The 18,624-nt window shown below is 57.5% G+C and carries 18 protein-coding genes and 1 pseudogene; 10 read left to right on the forward strand and 9 right to left on the reverse strand.

Features of this window, described 5'->3' with window-relative positions:
* The first annotated feature begins 276 nt into the window (after positions 1-276).
* Both AB1Z34_RS06165 and AB1Z34_RS06170 read left to right on the forward strand, forming a co-directional pair.
* Complete coding sequence (locus AB1Z34_RS06165; protein WP_049189384.1) at positions 277-1,860, forward strand: glycerol-3-phosphate dehydrogenase/oxidase; 1,584 nt, start codon at positions 277-279, stop codon at positions 1,858-1,860.
* A 96-nt stretch (positions 1,861-1,956) separates the two neighbouring features.
* Positions 1,957-3,108, forward strand: coding sequence for an aminotransferase class I/II-fold pyridoxal phosphate-dependent enzyme (locus tag AB1Z34_RS06170; RefSeq protein ID WP_126108122.1), 1,152 nt, complete (start codon positions 1,957-1,959; stop codon positions 3,106-3,108).
* Between the two features lie 8 nt (positions 3,109-3,116).
* On the opposite strand, the gene AB1Z34_RS06175 is transcribed toward AB1Z34_RS06170, so the two are convergent.
* The 4 genes from AB1Z34_RS06175 to AB1Z34_RS06190 form a co-directional block, all read right to left on the reverse strand.
* The gene (locus tag AB1Z34_RS06175; RefSeq protein ID WP_367158070.1) at positions 3,117-4,475 is read right to left on the reverse strand and encodes a phosphatase PAP2 family protein; all 1,359 of its coding nucleotides are present in this window, start codon (positions 4,473-4,475) and stop codon (positions 3,117-3,119) included.
* 280 nt (positions 4,476-4,755) lie between these two features.
* Positions 4,756-5,622 carry a 3-hydroxybutyryl-CoA dehydrogenase gene (locus AB1Z34_RS06180; RefSeq protein ID WP_005510660.1) on the reverse strand — a complete coding sequence of 289 codons (867 nt, stop codon included), beginning with the start codon at positions 5,620-5,622 and terminating at the stop codon, positions 4,756-4,758.
* A gap of 188 nt (positions 5,623-5,810) precedes the next feature.
* A complete protein-coding gene (locus AB1Z34_RS06185; RefSeq protein ID WP_048732750.1) occupies positions 5,811-6,428 on the reverse strand; it encodes a hypothetical protein in 618 nt (205 codons plus the stop codon).
* The gene (locus tag AB1Z34_RS06190; protein ID WP_038629105.1) at positions 6,428-6,751 is read right to left on the reverse strand and encodes a putative quinol monooxygenase; all 324 of its coding nucleotides are present in this window, start codon (positions 6,749-6,751) and stop codon (positions 6,428-6,430) included. The genes AB1Z34_RS06185 and AB1Z34_RS06190 overlap by 1 nt, the downstream gene beginning before the upstream one ends.
* Positions 6,752-6,857: 106 nt before the next feature.
* Between AB1Z34_RS06190 and AB1Z34_RS06195 the strand changes: the two genes are divergently transcribed.
* Positions 6,858-7,412, forward strand: a complete 555-nt coding sequence (locus AB1Z34_RS06195) for a gamma carbonic anhydrase family protein (RefSeq protein WP_005510604.1) — start codon at positions 6,858-6,860, stop codon at positions 7,410-7,412.
* A gap of 62 nt (positions 7,413-7,474) precedes the next feature.
* On the opposite strand, the gene AB1Z34_RS06200 is transcribed toward AB1Z34_RS06195, so the two are convergent.
* Complete coding sequence (locus AB1Z34_RS06200) at positions 7,475-8,182, reverse strand: isochorismatase family protein (protein ID WP_016423140.1); 708 nt, start codon at positions 8,180-8,182, stop codon at positions 7,475-7,477.
* A 171-nt stretch (positions 8,183-8,353) separates the two neighbouring features.
* Here AB1Z34_RS06200 and AB1Z34_RS06205 point away from each other — a divergent pair, with 171 nt between their 5' ends.
* Positions 8,354-9,307 (forward strand): DUF808 domain-containing protein, encoded by a 954-nt coding sequence (locus AB1Z34_RS06205; RefSeq protein WP_367158071.1) that lies wholly within the window; start codon positions 8,354-8,356, stop codon positions 9,305-9,307.
* Here AB1Z34_RS06205 and AB1Z34_RS06210 read toward each other — a convergent pair.
* Positions 9,304-9,840 (reverse strand): YchJ family metal-binding protein, encoded by a 537-nt coding sequence (locus AB1Z34_RS06210; RefSeq protein WP_172954619.1) that lies wholly within the window; start codon positions 9,838-9,840, stop codon positions 9,304-9,306. The two genes, AB1Z34_RS06205 and AB1Z34_RS06210, sit on opposite strands and share 4 nt — an antisense overlap.
* Positions 9,841-9,920: 80 nt before the next feature.
* Complete coding sequence (locus AB1Z34_RS06215; RefSeq protein ID WP_005510682.1) at positions 9,921-11,354, reverse strand: GuaB1 family IMP dehydrogenase-related protein; 1,434 nt, start codon at positions 11,352-11,354, stop codon at positions 9,921-9,923.
* Between the two features lie 152 nt (positions 11,355-11,506).
* Here AB1Z34_RS06215 and AB1Z34_RS06220 point away from each other — a divergent pair, with 152 nt between their 5' ends.
* The 5 genes from AB1Z34_RS06220 to AB1Z34_RS06240 all read left to right on the forward strand — a co-directional run bounded on the left by AB1Z34_RS06220 (position 11,507) and on the right by AB1Z34_RS06240 (position 16,873).
* Positions 11,507-12,757, forward strand: a complete 1,251-nt coding sequence (locus AB1Z34_RS06220; RefSeq protein WP_049189376.1) for a glutaminase — start codon at positions 11,507-11,509, stop codon at positions 12,755-12,757.
* A 98-nt stretch (positions 12,758-12,855) separates the two neighbouring features.
* On the forward strand, positions 12,856-13,728 hold the full coding sequence (locus tag AB1Z34_RS06225) for a patatin family protein (protein WP_367158072.1): 873 nt from the start codon (positions 12,856-12,858) through the stop codon (positions 13,726-13,728).
* Between the two features lie 296 nt (positions 13,729-14,024).
* Positions 14,025-14,549: a CBS domain-containing protein gene (locus AB1Z34_RS06230; protein ID WP_069359254.1), complete on the forward strand. Its 525-nt coding sequence runs from the start codon at positions 14,025-14,027 to the stop codon at positions 14,547-14,549.
* Between the two features lie 153 nt (positions 14,550-14,702).
* Entirely contained in the window at positions 14,703-15,842 is a 1,140-nt protein-coding gene (locus tag AB1Z34_RS06235; RefSeq protein ID WP_367158074.1) for an MFS transporter, read from the forward strand.
* Between the two features lie 146 nt (positions 15,843-15,988).
* Positions 15,989-16,873 (forward strand): hypothetical protein, encoded by an 885-nt coding sequence (locus AB1Z34_RS06240; RefSeq protein ID WP_367158075.1) that lies wholly within the window; start codon positions 15,989-15,991, stop codon positions 16,871-16,873.
* Between the two features lie 96 nt (positions 16,874-16,969).
* Here the strand turns inward: AB1Z34_RS06240 and AB1Z34_RS06245 are convergent, their stop codons facing one another.
* Entirely contained in the window at positions 16,970-17,464 is a 495-nt protein-coding gene (locus tag AB1Z34_RS06245) for a 2'-5' RNA ligase family protein (RefSeq protein ID WP_201844437.1), read from the reverse strand.
* Between the two features lie 334 nt (positions 17,465-17,798).
* On the opposite strand from AB1Z34_RS06245, the gene AB1Z34_RS06250 reads away from it, so the two are divergent.
* Entirely contained in the window at positions 17,799-18,122 is a 324-nt protein-coding gene (locus AB1Z34_RS06250) for an amphi-Trp domain-containing protein (protein ID WP_201844438.1), read from the forward strand.
* 109 nt (positions 18,123-18,231) lie between these two features.
* On the opposite strand, the pseudogene AB1Z34_RS06255 reads toward AB1Z34_RS06250, so the two are convergent.
* Positions 18,232-18,534, reverse strand: a pseudogene (locus tag AB1Z34_RS06255) (YtoQ family protein); the annotation flags it as partial.
* Positions 18,535-18,624: the final 90 nt, after the last annotated feature.

The following is an 18,624-nucleotide window of genomic DNA, read 5'->3' on the forward strand; positions in this document are numbered from 1 at the left end:
CGGTTCATGGACTCAGAGCGGTTGGACGCTGGGTGCATAGCCATCGAGGTGTCTCCTTCCTTGTAATCCCGGGAAATGATTCGCAACTAAGAAAGATTTCTTGAATCAATATCCGTGCCGGTCGTTGATAATGAACAACTTAGTCTATTTCTAAGCGCCTTGCAATGGGGTACGCCCGAAATAGTTCACACTCACTACGCACTCCACAACTTCATCACTTACGCCAGATAGTTTCATCACTATTACCGTCTTCGGGAAAGTCGAGGAAGAAAGACTATGACTGCCACGCACGCTCCTCAGCGCGATCGCTCAGCTGCGGTTTTGAACAAGGCTCGTCGGCAAGCGGACTTGAATCGTCTACGCGAAGAGACCGTTAAGGGCGACATCCCAGATCTGCTGGTCATCGGCGCCGGTATTACTGGTGTCGGCATCGCTTTAGATGCGGCGTCGAGGGGTTTGACGACCGTTCTCGTCGAATCGAAGGACCTAGCTTTCGGCACCTCTCGTTGGTCATCGAAGCTCGCCCACGGGGGCTTGCGCTACCTTGCCAGCGGCAATGTCGGTATCGCTCGCCGCTCAGCTATTGAACGTGGTGCGCTGCTCGACGTCACCGCTCCGCACCTAGTGCGTAACCTGCCGCAGGTTGTACCGGTGATGGATAACTTTGCACCGTTGACCAGGGTTTTGCCGCGTTTAGGCTTTTTGGCCGGTGACTTTCTGCGCATTATCGCTGGTACCTCCGCCACTACCCTGCCATTGTCCCGCACTGTCAGTTCCCGCCGAGTCAGCCAGCTTTCGCCGACCGTCCGTAAGCGCGACGTGAAATTCGGCTACGTCAACTACGACGGTCAGCTGCGTGACGACGCACGCTTGGTCACCGCTATCGCTCGAACCGCCGCTAGCTACGGTGCAACTATCTTGACCCGGGTCCGCTGCGAGACTGCCTCTGGAACGAGCGCCACACTAAGCGACGAGCTCACTGGCGATTCCTTCGAGCTGCCGGCTCACGCTGTGGTCAATGCCACTGGTGTGTGGGCCGCAAACCTAGCGACGAACATCAAGATTCGCCCATCTCGCGGCACGCATCTGGTTCTTGACGCCGCGAAGCTAGGCAACCCTACCGGCTCTCTGACGGTACCGGTTCCTGGTCACACCAACCGTTTCTGTTTTGTCCTTCCCGCAGAGCACAACCGCGTCTACATTGGCCTGACCGATGAGGATGCACCGGGCCCGATTCCGGACGAGCCGGAAGTGCCGGAGGATGACATCGTTTTTCTGCTCGATGTCATCAACCAGGCACTCGAGGTTCCGCTCACTCGTGACGATGTCATCGGTGCTTTCGCCGGCCTGCGTCCGCTCATCGACGCCGGCGAGGCACACACCGCTGACCTCTCCCGCGAGCACGCCTTGTTGGAGGCCCCGAACGGCCTGATTTCCATTACTGGGGGCAAGCTCACCGAGTACCGTCTAATGGCGGAGCAAACCGTGGACAAGGTTGCGGAAAAGCTCGGTGTTTCGCTTGCTCCGTGCTCCACCCGCACCATCCCTGTGCTGGGCTCCGAGCCAGAGGAGCTCGACCGCGCTCGCACCGCTGCCGCTGCCGGCCGTATCCCGATGCCGCTGTTTAACCGCTACGGTGCCGAATCCTTCGAGGTCATCGAATCCTGTCCGCTCGACCGACCGCTCGACCCGGTAGCGGAGGGTCTCGATGTCACCCGCGCCGAGTTCGCCTGGCATGTGACGCACGAGGGAGCTCTCAGCGTCGACGATATTCTCGATCGCCGCACACGTCTGGGGCTGGTCAAGGCTGATCGCGAAGCTGCCCTGCCAGCTGCTCAGGAGGCACTGGGGCTGGCCTAGCGCTGGCCATTGCCGCGGCTGCTTCTGATGCGGCCGTAGCTACTGGTTAAAGCAGGGGTCTTCGGACTTCCCGCTTTTTCTGTATACACGGAAACTATGAGTGTAAATAACGCTGTCACTTTCCCCTCCCTCGATGAACTCCGCTCCCGCAGGACAGTCAAATGGACCGCATATTCACCGGACGTGCTGCCACTGTGGATCGCCGAATCCGATGCCACAACCTGCCCTGCCGTCAGTGCCGCAATCGACGAGGCGTGTCAGCGCGAACAATTCGGATACCTCTCGCAGGACATCACCGCGCTTACGACCGCAACCGCGGACTTTTCTGCACAACGCTACGGATGGCGCCCGAACCCCGACAATATCTTTGCCGTCGCTGACGTCGTCCGCGGTGTCACACTCGCGGTTGAACGCTTCACCCGCCCCGATTCCGCAATTGTCGTCCCCACTCCCGCCTACATGCCGTTTTTCCAGGTAGGTCCCGCGCTGGGACGCGAGACAGTGTGCATTCCCACGCTTGCCGACGGCCCGGATCTCGGCGCCCTCGAACGCGCCTTCGCCGACGGTGCCGGTTGCCTGATCTTGTGTAACCCGAATAATCCTCTCGGCTTTACCTACTCCCCCGAAAAACTGCGTGAGATTACCGATTTAGCCGCTCGCTTTGGTGCGCGCGTTATCTCAGACGAGATTCACGGCCCAGTTGTTCTAGATGGCACTCACACTCCAACCGCGTCGGTGTCGGATACCGCGGCGGCCGTGACTATCACGGTGACTGCTACCTCGAAGGGCTGGAATACCGCCGGCCTCAAGTGTGCGCAAATCATCTTTAACGACGAAGATGCCAAAACCTGGCTGGAGCTGCCCTTCATTGTTCGCGAAGGCGCTTCTATTCTTGGTGTCGCCGCGGCCACCGCCGCCTACCGCGATGGCGTGCCCTGGCTGGACAATTTTGTCGATGTCCTGCGCACCAACCGTGAGACTCTGCGAACACGTTTGTCCACTATTGCGCCACAGGCTCGCTTTACCCCACCGCAAGCATCATTTTTGGCGTGGTTGGACTTGGGTGACGTGCCTGGTGTTGACAGTGAGGACCCAGCTGCGTGGCTGGTTGAAAACGCCAAAATAGCACTCAACCCCGGCTTCGCATTCGGCGAAGGCGGGGTTGGGCATGTGCGGCTTAACTTTGCGACCTCCCCGGAAATCCTCGGTGAGGCCCTGGACCGTCTTGACGCGGCCCTGCGCTTGTAGTTGACGTTTTAGTTGGTGACAGTGACGCTGCCGTCGGCGTTGACAACAACGTTGGCGGCCAGAGCGCGAGCCAGGTTCATGCGAACGTGCTGGCCCTCACCGTCAGTGCGATCGAGCGGGTAGCCGGATGGGATTGCGGTCTGAGCGAGGACGGAGCTGCGCTGTTCCTCAGTCAGCTGCGGGAAGCGGGTCTCCAGCAAACCTGCGTAACGCTTCGGAACAACAACTGGCTCGTTAGCCGGGCCAACCTGCTTGAAGTCGTAGGTCATGCGTTCGGTGTACTGCTGAACGGCAGCTGCGGTGCTCATGTACGGAGTGTCCTTGGCAACGCAGTTGGCGATGGTGTCGCCACAGCGGTACTCGAGCTCCGTACGCAGCTCATCCATGGCTTCTTCGATGAGTGGGCGGAACTCTGGGTCTGCCCAACGATCAGCTGCGGCCTGGTTGCCCATCATGCGGCCGCCCATAACGTCCAGCGGGTAGTGGACGCCCATGACAAGGCGAGAATGACCAGCCTCGGACGCACGCGCCTGAATCTGCGGTGCAACCTCCGGCAGCATCATAGCCAGCATGGTTGAAGTCCATGCAGCCTTGTTGGTGTGGCCCGACGGGTAGGACGGGGTGGTCGAGTACGGGTCGTCCTGACCTTCGCGGTAGTAGCGCTCGATGCGCTCCGGCGCCACCACAAACGGGCGATCGTAGCCGTAGACGTACTTCTCGAAGAAGGTCGAGCTGACCAGACCGCCGCCGCGAGCAAGGTTGCCGGACAGCAGGGCCTTTACCTTCGGCAGGCGATCCTCGTCGTAGGCATCACGGAAGTGCTGGCCCAGGTTTGCACCGAAAGCAGTGGAAATATTGGCCAGTGGGTCCAGGTAGTCGTCATCAAGAGCGAGTTCCTGTGCCTGCGGGTCATTCTTGGCAGCGTTGTTAATGCGGACGACCGTTTCGAGGTTCTGGTCCATAACCTCTGGGTGGTTCTTCTCCAGCTCCACGAAAGGATGCACAACGTAGAAGTAGAACCAGTTATCGGTGGCGGCATCCGACGGGTACGCGCGTGCAATCTGGTCCGGGCGATACGAGGTTGGCTTCGGCGCATTCGGGTCGGTGTTTTCACCGGAAGATGACGGCAGCGAGATGGAATCCGGGACCTCGAAGCCACCGCCGGGGAGCTTGATTCCCCCTGGAGCGGCCACATTAGCTGGAAGATCAGAAACAGAGTCCAGGCGGTTGCCGAGCTCGGCCAACGGGTTGACCGGAGCTGCCACGGCCGTTGCCGGTGTAAGCCCCATTACAACTGCCATTGCTGCGGTAGCAGCGCCGACGCGAGTACGTGTTGCAGTGCGCTTGTGCGGCTTCAAAGAAGACACTGAAGCATTCCTTTCCAGATTGCTGCGTGGGAGGCACCAGTTGTGAAGTGCTCTATAAGCCAAGGTCTGACAAAATCTTCACTTATGTTAAGCGCACTGTGAGGTTTCGGCGCGTTGAAAAGAAACAAGTTTTCAAAATGCTAGGGCCAATCGTGGGAACTTTCCCCCTCAGACTCCGGATTTTCACTGATAAATGCATAAAAGAAACCGGTTGGCGGGATAAAAGCCCGTCAACCGGTAAGAATTCAATACTCGCCCCAAACGGGGCTAAAAGCGTGGACTACTTGGAGTAGTCGTAGAAGCCACGGCCGGACTTGCGGCCGAAGTGACCCGCCTCAACCATGCGCTTGAGCAGCGGAGGTGCCGCGTAAGTCGGCTCCTTGTACTCATCGAACATGGCATCGGCAATGAACTTGATGGTGTCCAGACCAACCATGTCGGCCAGAGTCAGCGGACCCATCGGGTGCGCACAGCCATTGACCATTCCGGCATCGATGTCTTCTGCGGTAGCAATGCCGTCCTGCAGCATGCGGATAGCGCCGAGGATGTACGGAACCAGCAGGGCGTTAACAATGAAGCCCGAGCGATCCTTAGCGCGAATGACGGTCTTGCCCAGCGCCTCGGAAGCGTACTCGTACGCACGCTCCGACTGAACATCACCGGTCGTCAGAGTAACGACATGCTCTACCAGAGGCAGAACGGGCACCGGGTTGAAGAAGTGCAGACCCATGACGCGCTCCGGACGCTTGGTGGCTGCGGCAATGGACTGAATCGGCAGCGAGGAGGTGTTGGAAGCCAGGATGGCATCGTCCGACTCAACAATCTCATCGAGCTGCGAGAAGACGCTGGCCTTTACTTCCGGGTTCTCCACGATGGCCTCGATGACCAGCTCACGGTCAGCGAAGTCTTCCAGCTTGGTGGTGAAGCTAATACGTCCCAGAATCTCATCACGTGCAGACTGCTCTAGCTTGCCACGGGAAACGGCCTTATCCAGTGACTTTTCAATACGGGCGCGACCGGACTCAAGGAACTCCTCCTTGGCCTCCCAGACCTTGACATCGCTACCGGCCTTCGCACAGACCTCAATAATTCCGGAGCCCATCTGACCGGCGCCGACGATACCTACTCGCGAGATACTATTTGCCATTGGCGTGTTTTCCTACCTTCTACTCTGGGTTATTAGCCAGCATTGTGCTTCATCCGAGTGCGCATTCGCTTGACGACGATCACAGCGCACTGGCTTTATTTACACGCTACTCACTTCCCCGGTTCCCCGGGCACGCTTTGCAGGACTTTTTACTTGAATTTCCCCCCCCCACGAGCTTTGGGCAGCGGCTAGTACTGCATACGTTTTTCCAGCGCCTGCTGAATATCTTCCAGCTGCTGCTGAGAAGAGCGTGCCAACTCTTGCAGGTCGTTTCCGCCATGCTTTTCCAGCTCTTCCCACTGTCCGAGCATCTTATCCAGGCTGCCTTCCATCAACGTCAGATAAGCCATATCTGCGTGTGGCCCCTCCTCGTTCTCGAGGCGAGTCATGGTGGCGGTGTCGAGCTTGGTCTCCGACGGATCAACATCGACGCCGAGAGTCTTGACTAGCTGCGCTTCCTCTTCAGCAAAGATTGGCTCCGCCTGCTGCGCAATCTTTCGAGTCTCTTCCGAGACCGATTCCTTTGCAATTAGTGTCTGCGATGCTTTCTTCAGCGCCGCAGTATCTGCCGCCAGCTGAGCCAAGTTATCCCGAATGGCGGCAGTGGAGGCAACAGCACTCTGCTCCTGGCTTGACTGATTTTGGCTACCCTCCAGGGCTGCCTCATCGCTATCCCCACAAGCACTGAGACCAACGACGAGAGCAGAGGCCAGCACAGCGGAGCCAATACGCAGGCCACGCCCAATCAGAGAATAGGTGTCACTGCTGGAAGCGGCTGCGCTATCGCGAATGGTGTCTGAGGACATTAGTCGACCTGCAGCTCGCCCATGCGATCCCAGTCCTGCTTATCTGGCAGTACCTGCGAGACAATCTTCGGGGTCTCAGCGAGCAGCGGCTTCATCGCCTCCAGGCCCTTGGCGAAGTGCTCGGAATTGACGTGGGCTTCACCAGCGTCATCATCGAATGCCTCGACGAGGATGTACTGGTTGGGGTCTTCTACGCTGCGGGACCATTCAAACCACTTGTTGCCAGCCTCTGCGCGGGTGGCAGCGGTGAACTCAGCGACGTGGTCCATCCATTCGTCGGCAAATTCCGGCTTAACTTGGTAATTCACAACGATAAAAATCATGTCGCCCACTGTAGGCGCGTCCAAGCAGAATTGCACCCTTCGACGAATAGAGTTTCGCTGAGAATTTTTCTTACGCTGACCTCAGGTGACAGTTATATTGGTTTGTATGATGAACACTCCGCTCATTCTCACCTACCAAGATAAGACCCCACGCATTCATTCCAGCGCCTGGATTGCGCCCGGCGCGGTCATTATCGGTGATGTCGAAATCGGTGCGGATAGCTCCGTGTTCTACGGTTCTGTTCTCCGAGGAGACGTCGCACCGATCCGCATCGGCCAGCGCACCAATATTCAGGACAACTCCACAGTCCATGTCGACCGAGGTGTGCCCACAATTCTCGGCGATGATGTCACCGTCGGACACATGGCCTTGGTCCACGGCACCACGGTTGAAAATGGTTGCCTCATCGGCATGAAGTCCACCCTGCTTTCGCGTTCCCGTATCGGCGCTGGCAGCCTCATTGCTGCAGGTGCCGTGGTGTTGGAAGATCAGATTATCGACCCCAGGTCGCTGGCTGCAGGCGTTCCCGCCAAGGTGCGTCGTGAACTCTCCGCCGAGGAAGCAGAGGGCTTCATCGCCCATGCAGGGCGTTATGTGGAAACAGCGTCCAACCACCGCCACCTCCGCGAGGTCGACCTGGATATGGTGACTTTTAACTAGGCGGCTGCCGAGGCGCCTAGCTAAGCGGCTAGGCGGATTGTTTGACGGTCAGCGTCGCAGCACTACACCACTGTCGCGCCCGCCGCGGCCAATTCCGCTAGTGCAGCCTTGCCGCGCTCCGGGTCCACCGCCGCGACCTGATTGCTCAGAACACGAACGGAAAAGCCCTCCTTGAGGCCATCGAGCACTGTGGCGCGGACGCAGTGGTCAGTCGCAACTCCCACCACATCGATTTCTTCGATGTCAGAGGCGCGGAGAGCGTCGGCAAGCGAAACGCCAGCCTCCGTTGTTCCCTCGAAACCGGAGTAGGCGGCGGCGTACTCCCCTTTTGTGACATCGATACGCACAGCAGCGGGGTTGAGCTGCTCAAAAAACGCGATGGCGCGCTGCATGCCGGGGTGAATCTCTGCGCCCGGGGTACCTGCAACACAGTGTTTCGGCCAGGTATCGACGAAATCCGGGGTTTCAGAGAAGTGCGTGCCTGGGTCGATGTGATTGTCACGGGTGGTCGCAAGAACCGAGTACTTGTTAGCTGTGCCCGCAACATGCAGATATGTAGCGGTGTACGCTGCCTCAGCACCGTCGACGGCAAGTGCGCCACCCGCGGAAAAATCATTCTGAGCGTCGACGACTACCAGTGCCATGCGGGGACGCGCCGGGCGCTGCTGTTCCTCGGAGTGGGCGTCATTGCTGGTGTCTGCCTCGGTGCCAGCGTTATCCGAGTTGTCCGCATTGACCTGTCGGTAGATTTCGGAGAAGGAAGCGTTCATGGCCTATATCTTGCCACGTGCCCACGTTCAGAGGAGCACGTGAACTATCGACCGGACATCGACGCCCTACCGACAACACAGAGTCAATCCGGGAAAGCGGTTAAAATTGCTCCGGTAATTCTTTGATACGACGACGGCTCCTGGTCGCGTCCTCCAATACGGGAGGTTTTTATGGCAGGCGGACTTGTCGCGCTGCTTGACGACGTTGCCACGATTGCACGCGCTGCAGCGGCAACAACAGACGATATTGCGGCTGCGGCCGGCAAAGCTAGCGCTAAAGCCGCCGGTGTTGTGGTTGACGACGCTGCGGTGACACCTAAATTCGTCGAGGGTGTCTCGCCGAAACGCGAGCTGCCGATTATTTGGCGTATCGCCAAGGGCTCCTTGGTCAATAAAATTGTCATTATTCTGCCGATTGCATTGCTGCTAAGTCAGTTTCTGCCCTGGGCGCTGACGCCGATTTTGATGCTCGGTGGCTCCTACCTGTGCTTTGAGGGCATGGAAAAGGTCTGGGAGAAGATTAAGCACCGAATCTCTCCCGATCAGACTGAGCAGGAGCGGATGGAGGCGGCGACCAACCGCACACCACAGAATGAAGATTCCCTGGTGAAGTCTGCAATTTTCACAGACTTGATTCTCTCTGCGGAAATCATGGTGATTTCTCTCAATGAGGTCGCTAATCAGCCACTACTCAATCGCGCGCTGATTCTTATTGTGGTGGCACTCATCATCACGCTTGCGGTCTACGGCGTAGTGGGCTTCTTGGTCAAGATTGATGACATTGGCCTGCACCTGCAGTCCAAGAAGTCAGCCGGTATCAGCAAGTTTGGTACGACACTGGTCAAAGCCATGCCAATCGTTCTGAACACAATCGGCATTATCGGCACGTTTGCCATGTTGTGGGTCGGTGGCCACATCATGGTGGTCGGCCTCGACGAGCTGGGCTGGCATCTCCCCTACCAGCTGGTCCACAACCTTGAGCAGCTGTTTACCGGCGGCTTCCTCGGCTGGTTGGCCAACACCACCGGCTCACTGATTTTCGGCGCCATCTGGGGCGCAATCATTGTGGCGATTGTCGCCGTGCTGCCATTCGGCCACGGCAAGCACAACAAGTCTGACGCTTAGGAGTACGTGACCTCGCCGTCGACGTAGACCCAACGTCGCGCACGACGAACAAAACGGGAACGCTCGTGCATCGTGCCGACACCGTCATGGTCATGAAAGGCCGCTTCAAATTCCACGATGCCTTCGCGGTCATCCTCGCCGCCATCGACAGCGTTGATGATGGTGAGTCCTTCCCATTCCACACCGTCATCGACATTGATAACTTCCGGGCGGTAGCGCGGATGCCACGTCCGCCAGATGTAGTCCGCCTCGTGGGCAGCGTAAGCGCTGTACCTCGCTGCCATCAGCTCAGCTGCGGTCACTGCCTCCCGCTCACCGCGGTGCAGCGGGCCACAGCACTGCCCGTAGAGTCCCCCACCACACGGGCACAAATCGGAATCAGTAACGCGGGCGCGGGCGAAAAATGCGTTCCCGCTTCCTGCTCTAGCACCGTTTCCTGCTACCAATCCAGACTCCGTTACAGCACTGTTTTCTCTTACCTGCCGACCCATAATCGCCAGCCCCTCCCCAATCTTGCACGTGGTACTAAACACGTCCTAACAACGTCTTTACATACCTACCAATTGGCCCGCAGCACCGCTAGTCGGCTTAGCCCCGAGAGGCTTGACGACGGCTACCGCGTCGCCCTCGGCATTCCTTCCGCAAAGCCCGCAGCGGATTGAATTCCCACCACTGCCCGCTCAGCGAACTGCTCGATGGTGGCCGAACCCGCGTATGTGAACGAAGAACGTACGCCCGAGATAATGCGATCGATCTGGTCCTCCACGCCTTCGCGGCCTGGCTCCAGGTAGATTTTCGCAGTCGAGATGCCCTCTTCGAACATCTCGCGCCGGGCCTTCTCAAAGGCCTCTACCTGTGCATTTCGGCTCTCCACCGCACGGTGTGAAGCCATGCCAAACGACTCCTTGAACATGCGCCCGTCGACGTCCTTTTGGACATCACCTGGGGACTCGAAGGTACCGGCAAACCACGAACCAATCATCACGTTGGACGCACCCGCAGCCAACGCAAGCGCAACATCGCGAGGGTCCTTCACTCCACCATCAGCCCAGACATGCACGCCGCATTCACGGGCAGCTGCAGCGCATTCGAGCACGGCAGAAAACTGTGGACGCCCAACTCCGGTCTGCATTCGGGTTGTGCACATCGCACCCGGACCGACGCCGACCTTAATAATGTCGGCTCCCGCCTCCGCTAGGTCGCGAACACCATTGGCGGTCACGACATTGCCAGCGGCAATTGGCACAGGTGGGTTGAGCGCGCGGACTCGTCGTAAAGCACGGAGCATCGATTCCTGATGACCGTGGGCGGTATCGACAACGAGCACGTCGGCACCTGCGTCGAGCAGTGTCTTCGCGCGCCCTTCAACATCACCGTTGATGCCAAGCGCCGCACCGACGCGCAGCTTGCCCTCAGCGTCGACAGCGGGCTTGTAAAGCGTCGCACGCAGCGCGCCCTTACGCGTGAGAATACCCACCAGCGCGCCATCGGCGTCCACCACTGGAGCGAGTTTGCGCCCGGAAGCAGTGAGCTGGTCGAAAGCGTCACGGGGCTCAATATCGGCCGGAAGCGTAAATAGCGAAGTGGACATGAGCGTCCCCACCTGCGCAAAGTTGTCAACGCCCGCCAGATCACGGCCGGTAATCAGCCCAACCGGTTTGTTGTCTTCCACCACCACTGCCGCACCGTGCGCGCGCTTCGGCAGAAGATGGCGCGCATACCCCGCGGTGTGGTGAGGCTTGACGACGATCGGAGTGTCGAAAACCAGCCCAGCGGACTTGACCTTGCGGATGGTCTCAGCGGCAATGTCAGCTGGGACGTCCTGCGGCAGGATGGCAATTCCGCCTCGGCGAGCTGTGGTTTCGGCCATCCGGCGCCCGGAAATGGCCGTCATATTGGAGACCACAATCGGAATGGTTGTGCCGGTGCCATCATTGGTGGACAAATCGACGCCCATACGAGAGCCGACGGATGACTTCGACGGCACCATGAAGACATCGCTGTAGGTCAACTCGTAGGGCGCGGACTGATTGTTGAGGAATTTCACACACCCCAGGATAAGCCGATTTTTCCTGCACGCACGGTGAGAGTGCACAGAGGTGAGCATCAGTGACCGGCCTCGCCTGGTGTAGGTTCGAACGGGACTCCATTGACTCAACCGGGATTTTTCAGCCCAGGAAAGATGCTTAGCAGAATCTGATGAAAACGCCGATCAAAGATTACTTGTCCGAAATCGTCGAATCCGTCCGCCCCGATGAGTCTGGCGAGGTAGCGGACTATATTCCCACCCTTGCCCAAGCTAATCCCGACCGCCTGGCACTTGCTATGACCACCGTGTCAGGTCGCACCTACGCCACGGGCGACACCGATACTGAATTCACCATTCAGTCGATGTCCAAGCCCTTCGCTTATGCCGCAGCCATCACCGAGCACGGCACAGACAAAATCGACAGCATTGTGGGCACCGAACCTTCCGGTGAGGCCTTCAACGAGCTGTCGCTGGAGCAGGGCACGCACCGACCAAAGAATCCGATGATTAATGTCGGTGCACTGACCATCAACCAGTTCGTATGCCAGCCAGGTGCCAACTGGAAGACTCGCACCAAGCACATGGTGGAGCTTCTCTCAACTTTGGCTGGCCGTAAGCTCCGCGTTGACTACGATGCCTATGAATGCGAAATGGACACTGCCCATCGAAACATGTCCATCGCACATATGCTGGCAGCTTACGGTTTCATCGAAACCACGCCCCACGATGCTGTCCGCGGCTACACCGCACAGTGCTCCGTGCTGGTCAACACTCGCGATGTCGCCATGATGACCGCAGTGTTGGCCAACGGTGGCGTTAACCCGGTCACCAATCAGACTGTGCTCGGCCGCTCGGTTGTTCGCAGAGTCTTGTCCGTGATGGCTATTGCCGGCATGTATGACGAGGCCGGTGAATGGTTTACCGAGGTCGGGATTCCCGCCAAGAGCGGTGTCGCCGGCGGCTTGCTGGGAGCGCTGCCTGGACAGGCGGGTCTTGCAGCCTTTTCGCCGCGATTGAACGACCACGGCAACAGCGTCCGCAGCATTGCCATCTTCCGGAAGCTCTCCGAAGATTTGGGTCTTCATCTCATGGATGCCGATGCGATTGGTTCGCGTGCGCTGCGCGGTACGCGCGTCAGCAATGGCCGCTCGATCATCGAGATTCAGGGCCCAGTCAACTTCACTGCGGCCGAGATCATTCTCAACAGGTTGGCGACTTCCACACCGTCGGAAAGCGAAGTTGTCTTCGACGTCAGCCGCGTTGGCATTGTCAACCCGGTGGGACGCACGTTGATTCTGGAAGCGATGCGACGTCTGAGCCATGACGGCAAGGAGATCTTGTTCTACGACCCGGAGGGCGTACTGCCGAACCCAGATATGGGCGAGGGGCTGCTGCCAGTCATCCTCCAGGATGCGCCGTAAACTGCGCTAACCGAAATCCAATATGGTGACGTTCGGGTAGTCTTGAACGATCGTAACGCCCGAAAGGCAGCAGCGCGAGAACAACCGGAGGGATGTAAATGCAGGTCAGCGATGTGGCATTAGTCTTCGAGGGCGGAGGGACTCGCAATAGTTACACGGCACCTTTCGTCGAGCGGCTACTTCGCGAGAGCATCGATGTCGGCTGGGTCGGTGGCGTAAGCGCCGGCGCCTCTCACGTGGTCAATTACCTTTCCCGGGATATCCAGCGCTCTATAAATAGCTTCACTGACTTCATCGCGCAGCCGGACAGCAGTGGCTGGCGCCCAATGTTGCGCGGGCGCGGCTATTTCGATGCCGAGTACATCTATGAAGACGCGGGACTTCCCGACGGCGCCATGCCCCTGGATTACGAGACTTTTAAGAACAATCCAACTCCCTACCGGATTTCTGCTGTCCGAGCGGATACGGGCGAGACCATCAACTGGGGGCCGGACAATATCCCAGATCTACCCACGCTGATGAAGTACACTCGCGCCAGTTCGACGATTCCGGGCGTCATGCGTATGCCCTATATTGATGGCGTTCCCTTCGTCGACGGTGCACTGGGATCATCAGGCGGTATCCCAATCGATGCCGCAGAAGCCGACGGCTTTAAGAAGTTCCTCATCGTTCTGACCCGTCCGAAGGGATTCCGCCGCACCGCCCCTAAGCGCCCACAGCTGCTGCGGCAGATTTTCCGCAGTAACCCGGTGGTGGCTGAGCTACTTATCACCAGGCACGAGCGCTACAACGCCTCCCTCGATTGGGCTGCTGAGCTTGAACGAAAAGGCCAAGCATATGTTTTCTACGCAAATAATATGAGCATCACAAAGGCGGAGCGGAAGCGGTCGAAGCTGATACACAACTACGAGCTCGGCCGGGCGCAAGCCGATGCCGAATGGCCAGCAATTCTAGAGTTCATGGGCTTGTAGCTTCCGCCACCTTTAGGAAGCTTTTCGTTCATTCCTCTTTACTGCGTACGTAACCTTGTGTTAACCTTTGCGTAGCGAACAACCTCGTTAGGTAAGGCTCCTATATCTACATAGGCCGCTGCCCTCCACTTTATCGAGAGTTTCGAACGACTCCCGAGGCAAGGGTCCATCTGAAGTGGCCACCTTTAGTTACGGTATTACATTGCCAACACTCTTAGGCGAAGGAGCCATAATTTTTCAATCAACAGAAATTCCCTCCTAGCAAAGGAGCTGGGATACCTGGAAAAGGATCCACAATGACACAGACACAGAACACCATCGCCAACTTCTTCAAGCCGAAATCTTCAATCAGCCCGTACAGCCTCCTGCCTGACACCGTAAGCATGCACATGACGGATTCTTACATTGCGCTGCCGGAGGACATCACTGTCGGTGAGGCACTGAGCACCTACGCAGCTGAATTTGCTCGTCTCGATGACGATACCTGTGTCTTCCTCGTCGACGATGAAGGCTACCTGACCAGCGACATTACGCTGAAGGAACTCCGCGAATACGCCGACCGCGATGCCTATATGAACACCGTCGGCGCTCCTGTGAAGGTCTTCGTCAAGCCCGAGGATCCAGCTGCCATCAGGGCTCGCCAGCTTATCGACGGGCGTCGCAGCGAGTTGCCCGTCGTCAGCAGCGGCAAGCTGGTAGGGGTTCTTACCGACCGCATCTCTGAGCGTATTCTTGGCAGGACTAAGGCAGCTAAGAAGTCAAAGAAGTCCAAGGGATTCTTCTCGCCGATTACCGCGTTTTTCGGCGCCGCCAATAACTAGGGCGACTAACTTGGGTAAGCAACCCGAGTGACTCAATAGGCCAGCTAGCGTTTGTTAGCTGGCCTATTGTTGTTACCACACTGTTCTATCCCCACAGATGAGAGCCCTCAGGAGGCAACCGTGATACGAGACTGGATTCGGGTAGCCCTGGGCATGTTCGCGGTTGCGTTTGGAGCCAACCTCTTCGCACCACTCCTGCCCGCGTATCGAATAACCGATGCTCTCAACCAGTCCCAGGTCACCTTTCTCTTCGCCATCTACGTCGCAGGACTCATCCCCGCACTACTCATCTGCGGCCCACTTTCCGACCGGCTCGGCCGTCGCGCCATCATCCGGCCTGCACTCATAACCTCTGCCGTTGGCTCAGCCGTCCTACTCACCGGCATCTGGTTCCACTTCCCATCACTTCTGGTAGGACGTCTTATCATCGGCATTTCGACGGGCATGGTAATGGCCGCCGGTGCCTCGTGGATCAAAGAAATTGTACCCGTCGCACCTCAAATTTCTGCCCGGCGCGCAACCGTTGCACTCTCCGCCGGATTCTCCCTCGGCCCCCTGGCTTCAGGGTTGGTCGCAGAATTCACTCCGCGCCCTGATGTCATCCCCTATCTTGTTCATCTCGCACTGTTGCTTAGCATCACACCACTGACATGGAACGCCTCCGGCGGATTACCGGCGGCAGGGCACAGCGACTCTCCGCAACGGTTCTTCTCCTCCGCCACTCTAAGCCCGAGGTTCCTGTGGGCAGTCGCCGCTTGGGCACCGTGGGTCTTCGGCGCTGCATGCACATCCTTCGTCGTCCTGCCGACAATCGCCGAATCCCGCTACCCCATCGCCTTCGCAGGACTCATCGCCTGCCTTACGATGGGCACCGGTGTTCTGGTGCAACCACTGGTCACTCGCATCAGTTCCAGCAGCTTTATCCCGCCAGCTATTTTCGGTCTTGGCTTAACGACGGTCGGAATGCTGCTCAGCCTTATCGTCGCACTCACCCAGAATGTGTGGAGCGTTTTCCCCGCTGCTCTGGCCCTCGGTGCCGCGTACGGCGTGATGATGGTCTCCGGCCTCCGCGAAGTGCAAATTATCGCACCGCCTGCCGAGCTGGGCGCTGCGACTGCTATCTACTATTCGCTGACCTATGTTGGTTTCTTCGCTCCTTTTGTTATTTCCTTCGCGGCACCGAAGTTCGGGTTCGTGCCCGTTTTCATCTTCGGTGCGATTATTGCGTTGGTATCCACGTACCCCGTGGCAAAGGTTGCACAGTCTGCGGTGAGGTCCGACGGAGCGTCGTAAAGCAGACGCGACTGAAATTCTTGATATTGGGAAGCGTGCCGAGGCGAGCTCTTGTATTCTTTCTTTCACAAAAGGTTGGCTCCGGCCCAGGGCTCCTGGGCGGGTTGCATAGGTTGTTGAAATTCAGCTCGATGGAATGAGGAATCATGAAGCAGCGCAGCTCTGGAATGTGGAAGAAAATTGCGGCAACCGTTGTCGCAGGTTGCACAAGCGCCGCCCTGCTCACCGCATGTGGCTCGGGGGAAGAAAGCAGCAATGCCGGTGGTGAGGCAGGCAAAGAGTCGACCAGCAAGATGACGAAAGCAGATGGGTCAGCTCCTGCTGCAGCCGAAGATCAGCTCCTGCTCACAAATGAAGTTCAAGGGGCGGACTTCTCCAGAAACAAGATCACCGGGTTCAAAGATGCCATGGAGATGTTTTCGGAAGATTCCATGAAGTTTGAACCGGCCGAATGCGCCACTTTCACCAACTCAACTGAGGAATTGGAGAATGCTGCCGGCGCTTACACGGACATTAAGGAAGAGAACGTCACTGTCAGCGTCTCGATATTGAAGAATCCTGAGGCGTACCAGAAGTACGAGGACAGCCTCGAAAAGTGCTCCGACGTGACGGCTACGATGGATGCTTCCGACATTCTGAAAGACTCCATGGAAGGTCAGGAGATTTCTCCTGAGATGCAGGACATGTTTAATGACATGGACATGACGACCACAATGAAACTGCACCGAGAAAAGTGGGAGCCAAATCTTTCCGTCAAGCCAGCTGAGTTCACTGCACACGAGACCAGTGCGAACATCAACGCCGGTGGCACGGATACTACGGCCACCAGCTACGACATTGTCGGGATCGTCAATGGCGTAATGGTAATGGTGTCCGCCGCCCCGACTCCGGATGTACCAACTGGCAACATGGAAAACACGACGGATCCCATGCAGATTCCAGAGGCAACTCCGGAGTCTAAGGAAGCGGCAAAGAAGCGCGCCTTGGAGGTCTTCGATGCCCAGGCAAAGAAGATTATGGACGCCGCTTAGTTTTTCTTCTCAGCCTACTGTTTTCTGAAACCACAGTTTTTACGAAATAGCGGGACGCAATCGCTGAGGAACAGCAGCACAAGTACTGGAGTCTCCCTAGAACTCCGTTAATTCCTGCACTTTGGGACTCCAGAACGCAGCTCGTGGCGCATTGAGAGTTTTAAAGTGCGGGTTCGTTATTTCGTCAAGTGCGCGCACATAGTCCGGCACAATATCCCGCGGAATTCTCAGGCCCATGGTCAGGTGCGGAATCCAGCGGGAGCCGCGGCCGTCAGGGTTGAGACGACTGATTGCGCGAGCAGCCTCTTCCAGCTCATCGCTTGCTTCTAATAACCATGCGACGGTCTGTTTACTCTTTGTGCCGAACACTACCGTTCCTACCCTGCGGAACTCCGCAGGCATAAGCGGTGGGAGAATCTCGGCTGCTCGTTGGACTACCTTCGGTCTCATAGTCGGCGCAAAAGTCACAGTGATGTGGGGCTTTTGATTCTGCTGCGGGAATCCACGCTCTGCCAGTTGCGCAAAGATCTCTTTAACCTGCGCCTCTTGCTCAGGCAGAAGGTACATCAGGATGTTGTCAGGTGACACCACGTGACGCTTACTCCTCCCCTATTGCTGTCGGTCGACACACTTGAAGCACTGACGAAGGGCGCCGTTACTAGCGCTCTTCACCTAAGACACTCAGGACCTTGCACTAACCTTGCACTCCAGAGCATAGCGTAAGGATTTTCCACAATTTATAACCTACCTATTGAAATTTCTAGCCTCTTATTATTACCCCTGGTAAAAACAACTTTTTATTGGGATAATGGAGATGGGCAGGCTTCCTGAAAGCCCTCTAGAGCATCTTCAAAAACAGTGTGGAGTGACGGCCGATTCTCCACGCGGCACAAATACCGACACGGCTGGAAAGGTAAGTAAAGACATGGCACCGAAACCTAAAAAGATTACGCCCCCGAAGAATCAAAAGTTGGTGAAGAGCAAGGCAAGCTTCAGTCGCGACGAGCTCGCTGATTTGCTGGAGACGCTGGTGGCTCGCATCCGCGCCGGGGAAATGACTCTCGGCACTGGCAAGTCCGCGGTGACGATGACCATGCCAACATCGTTTAATACCACGATGGAAGTTGTCGATTCCCGAAAGCGCGCTGGCATTGAGCGCGAGCTGGAGCTGGAAATTGACTGGATGGTCGACGAGGCTGGCGAGCCCGTCGAAAAGCCAGGACCAGCATCTGGCTTCGCAATCTCCTAGCAGGCTTGTTGCTGTCCGGTTTGTCCCGCGCAGTGTTGACTAAGCAAAGGGCGACTTCGGAATTGTCTACCGGAGTCGCCCTTTGTCTTGGCTCCTAATTCTGCAGACCTTACGCCTTGAGCACATAGCGCAGAATCTCTACAACCTGGTCGGTCGTCGTCCACCACGCCTGAGCCGCAGCATCAACTTCCTTGAGCGGGTGGACAATGTCCTCACCGTGAAGCGTGATGTACGGCTAGTCCAGCGCAGCACAGTAGCCCGCGTCGAAAGCTGCGTTCCACTGCTTGTACTGGTCGCCGAAACGGACGACAACCATATCCGCCTTCTCAATCAAAGTACGAGTACGGATTGAGTTGACCTTCGAGGACTGGTGATCACGCCAGAATCCCGCAGGTGCCTCCCCCAGGTGGTCGCACACGGGCCGAGTGTTTCTCGGGTTGTAACGCCGTCTATGCATGCTTCGTGTTAATGGGCTCGGGCTTTGACAGCGGTGACATCGGCC

Origin of the sequence: Corynebacterium sp. 045007 (assembly GCF_040743205.1) — a bacterium.
Classification (GTDB): domain Bacteria; phylum Actinomycetota; class Actinomycetes; order Mycobacteriales; family Mycobacteriaceae; genus Corynebacterium; species Corynebacterium jeikeium_D.

Excerpts from the sequence above, each read along its gene's own strand:
- AB1Z34_RS06165 (WP_049189384.1), top strand. The coding sequence starts at position 277 with ATGACTGCCACGCACGCTCCTCAGCGCGATCGCTCAGCTGCGGTTTTG.
- AB1Z34_RS06170 (WP_126108122.1), top strand. The coding sequence starts at position 1,957 with ATGAGTGTAAATAACGCTGTCACTTTCCCCTCCCTCGATGAACTCCGC.
- AB1Z34_RS06180 (WP_005510660.1), bottom strand. The coding sequence starts at position 5,622 with ATGGCAAATAGTATCTCGCGAGTAGGTATCGTCGGCGCCGGTCAGATG.
- AB1Z34_RS06185 (WP_048732750.1), bottom strand. The coding sequence starts at position 6,428 with ATGTCCTCAGACACCATTCGCGATAGCGCAGCCGCTTCCAGCAGTGAC.
- AB1Z34_RS06190 (WP_038629105.1), bottom strand. The coding sequence starts at position 6,751 with ATGATTTTTATCGTTGTGAATTACCAAGTTAAGCCGGAATTTGCCGAC.
- AB1Z34_RS06195 (WP_005510604.1), top strand. The coding sequence starts at position 6,858 with ATGATGAACACTCCGCTCATTCTCACCTACCAAGATAAGACCCCACGC.
- AB1Z34_RS06200 (WP_016423140.1), bottom strand. The coding sequence starts at position 8,182 with ATGAACGCTTCCTTCTCCGAAATCTACCGACAGGTCAATGCGGACAAC.
- AB1Z34_RS06205 (WP_367158071.1), top strand. The coding sequence starts at position 8,354 with ATGGCAGGCGGACTTGTCGCGCTGCTTGACGACGTTGCCACGATTGCA.
- AB1Z34_RS06220 (WP_049189376.1), top strand. The coding sequence starts at position 11,507 with ATGAAAACGCCGATCAAAGATTACTTGTCCGAAATCGTCGAATCCGTC.
- AB1Z34_RS06225 (WP_367158072.1), top strand. The coding sequence starts at position 12,856 with ATGCAGGTCAGCGATGTGGCATTAGTCTTCGAGGGCGGAGGGACTCGC.
- AB1Z34_RS06230 (WP_069359254.1), top strand. The coding sequence starts at position 14,025 with ATGACACAGACACAGAACACCATCGCCAACTTCTTCAAGCCGAAATCT.
- AB1Z34_RS06235 (WP_367158074.1), top strand. The coding sequence starts at position 14,703 with ATGTTCGCGGTTGCGTTTGGAGCCAACCTCTTCGCACCACTCCTGCCC.
- AB1Z34_RS06240 (WP_367158075.1), top strand. The coding sequence starts at position 15,989 with ATGAAGCAGCGCAGCTCTGGAATGTGGAAGAAAATTGCGGCAACCGTT.
- AB1Z34_RS06250 (WP_201844438.1), top strand. The coding sequence starts at position 17,799 with ATGGCACCGAAACCTAAAAAGATTACGCCCCCGAAGAATCAAAAGTTG.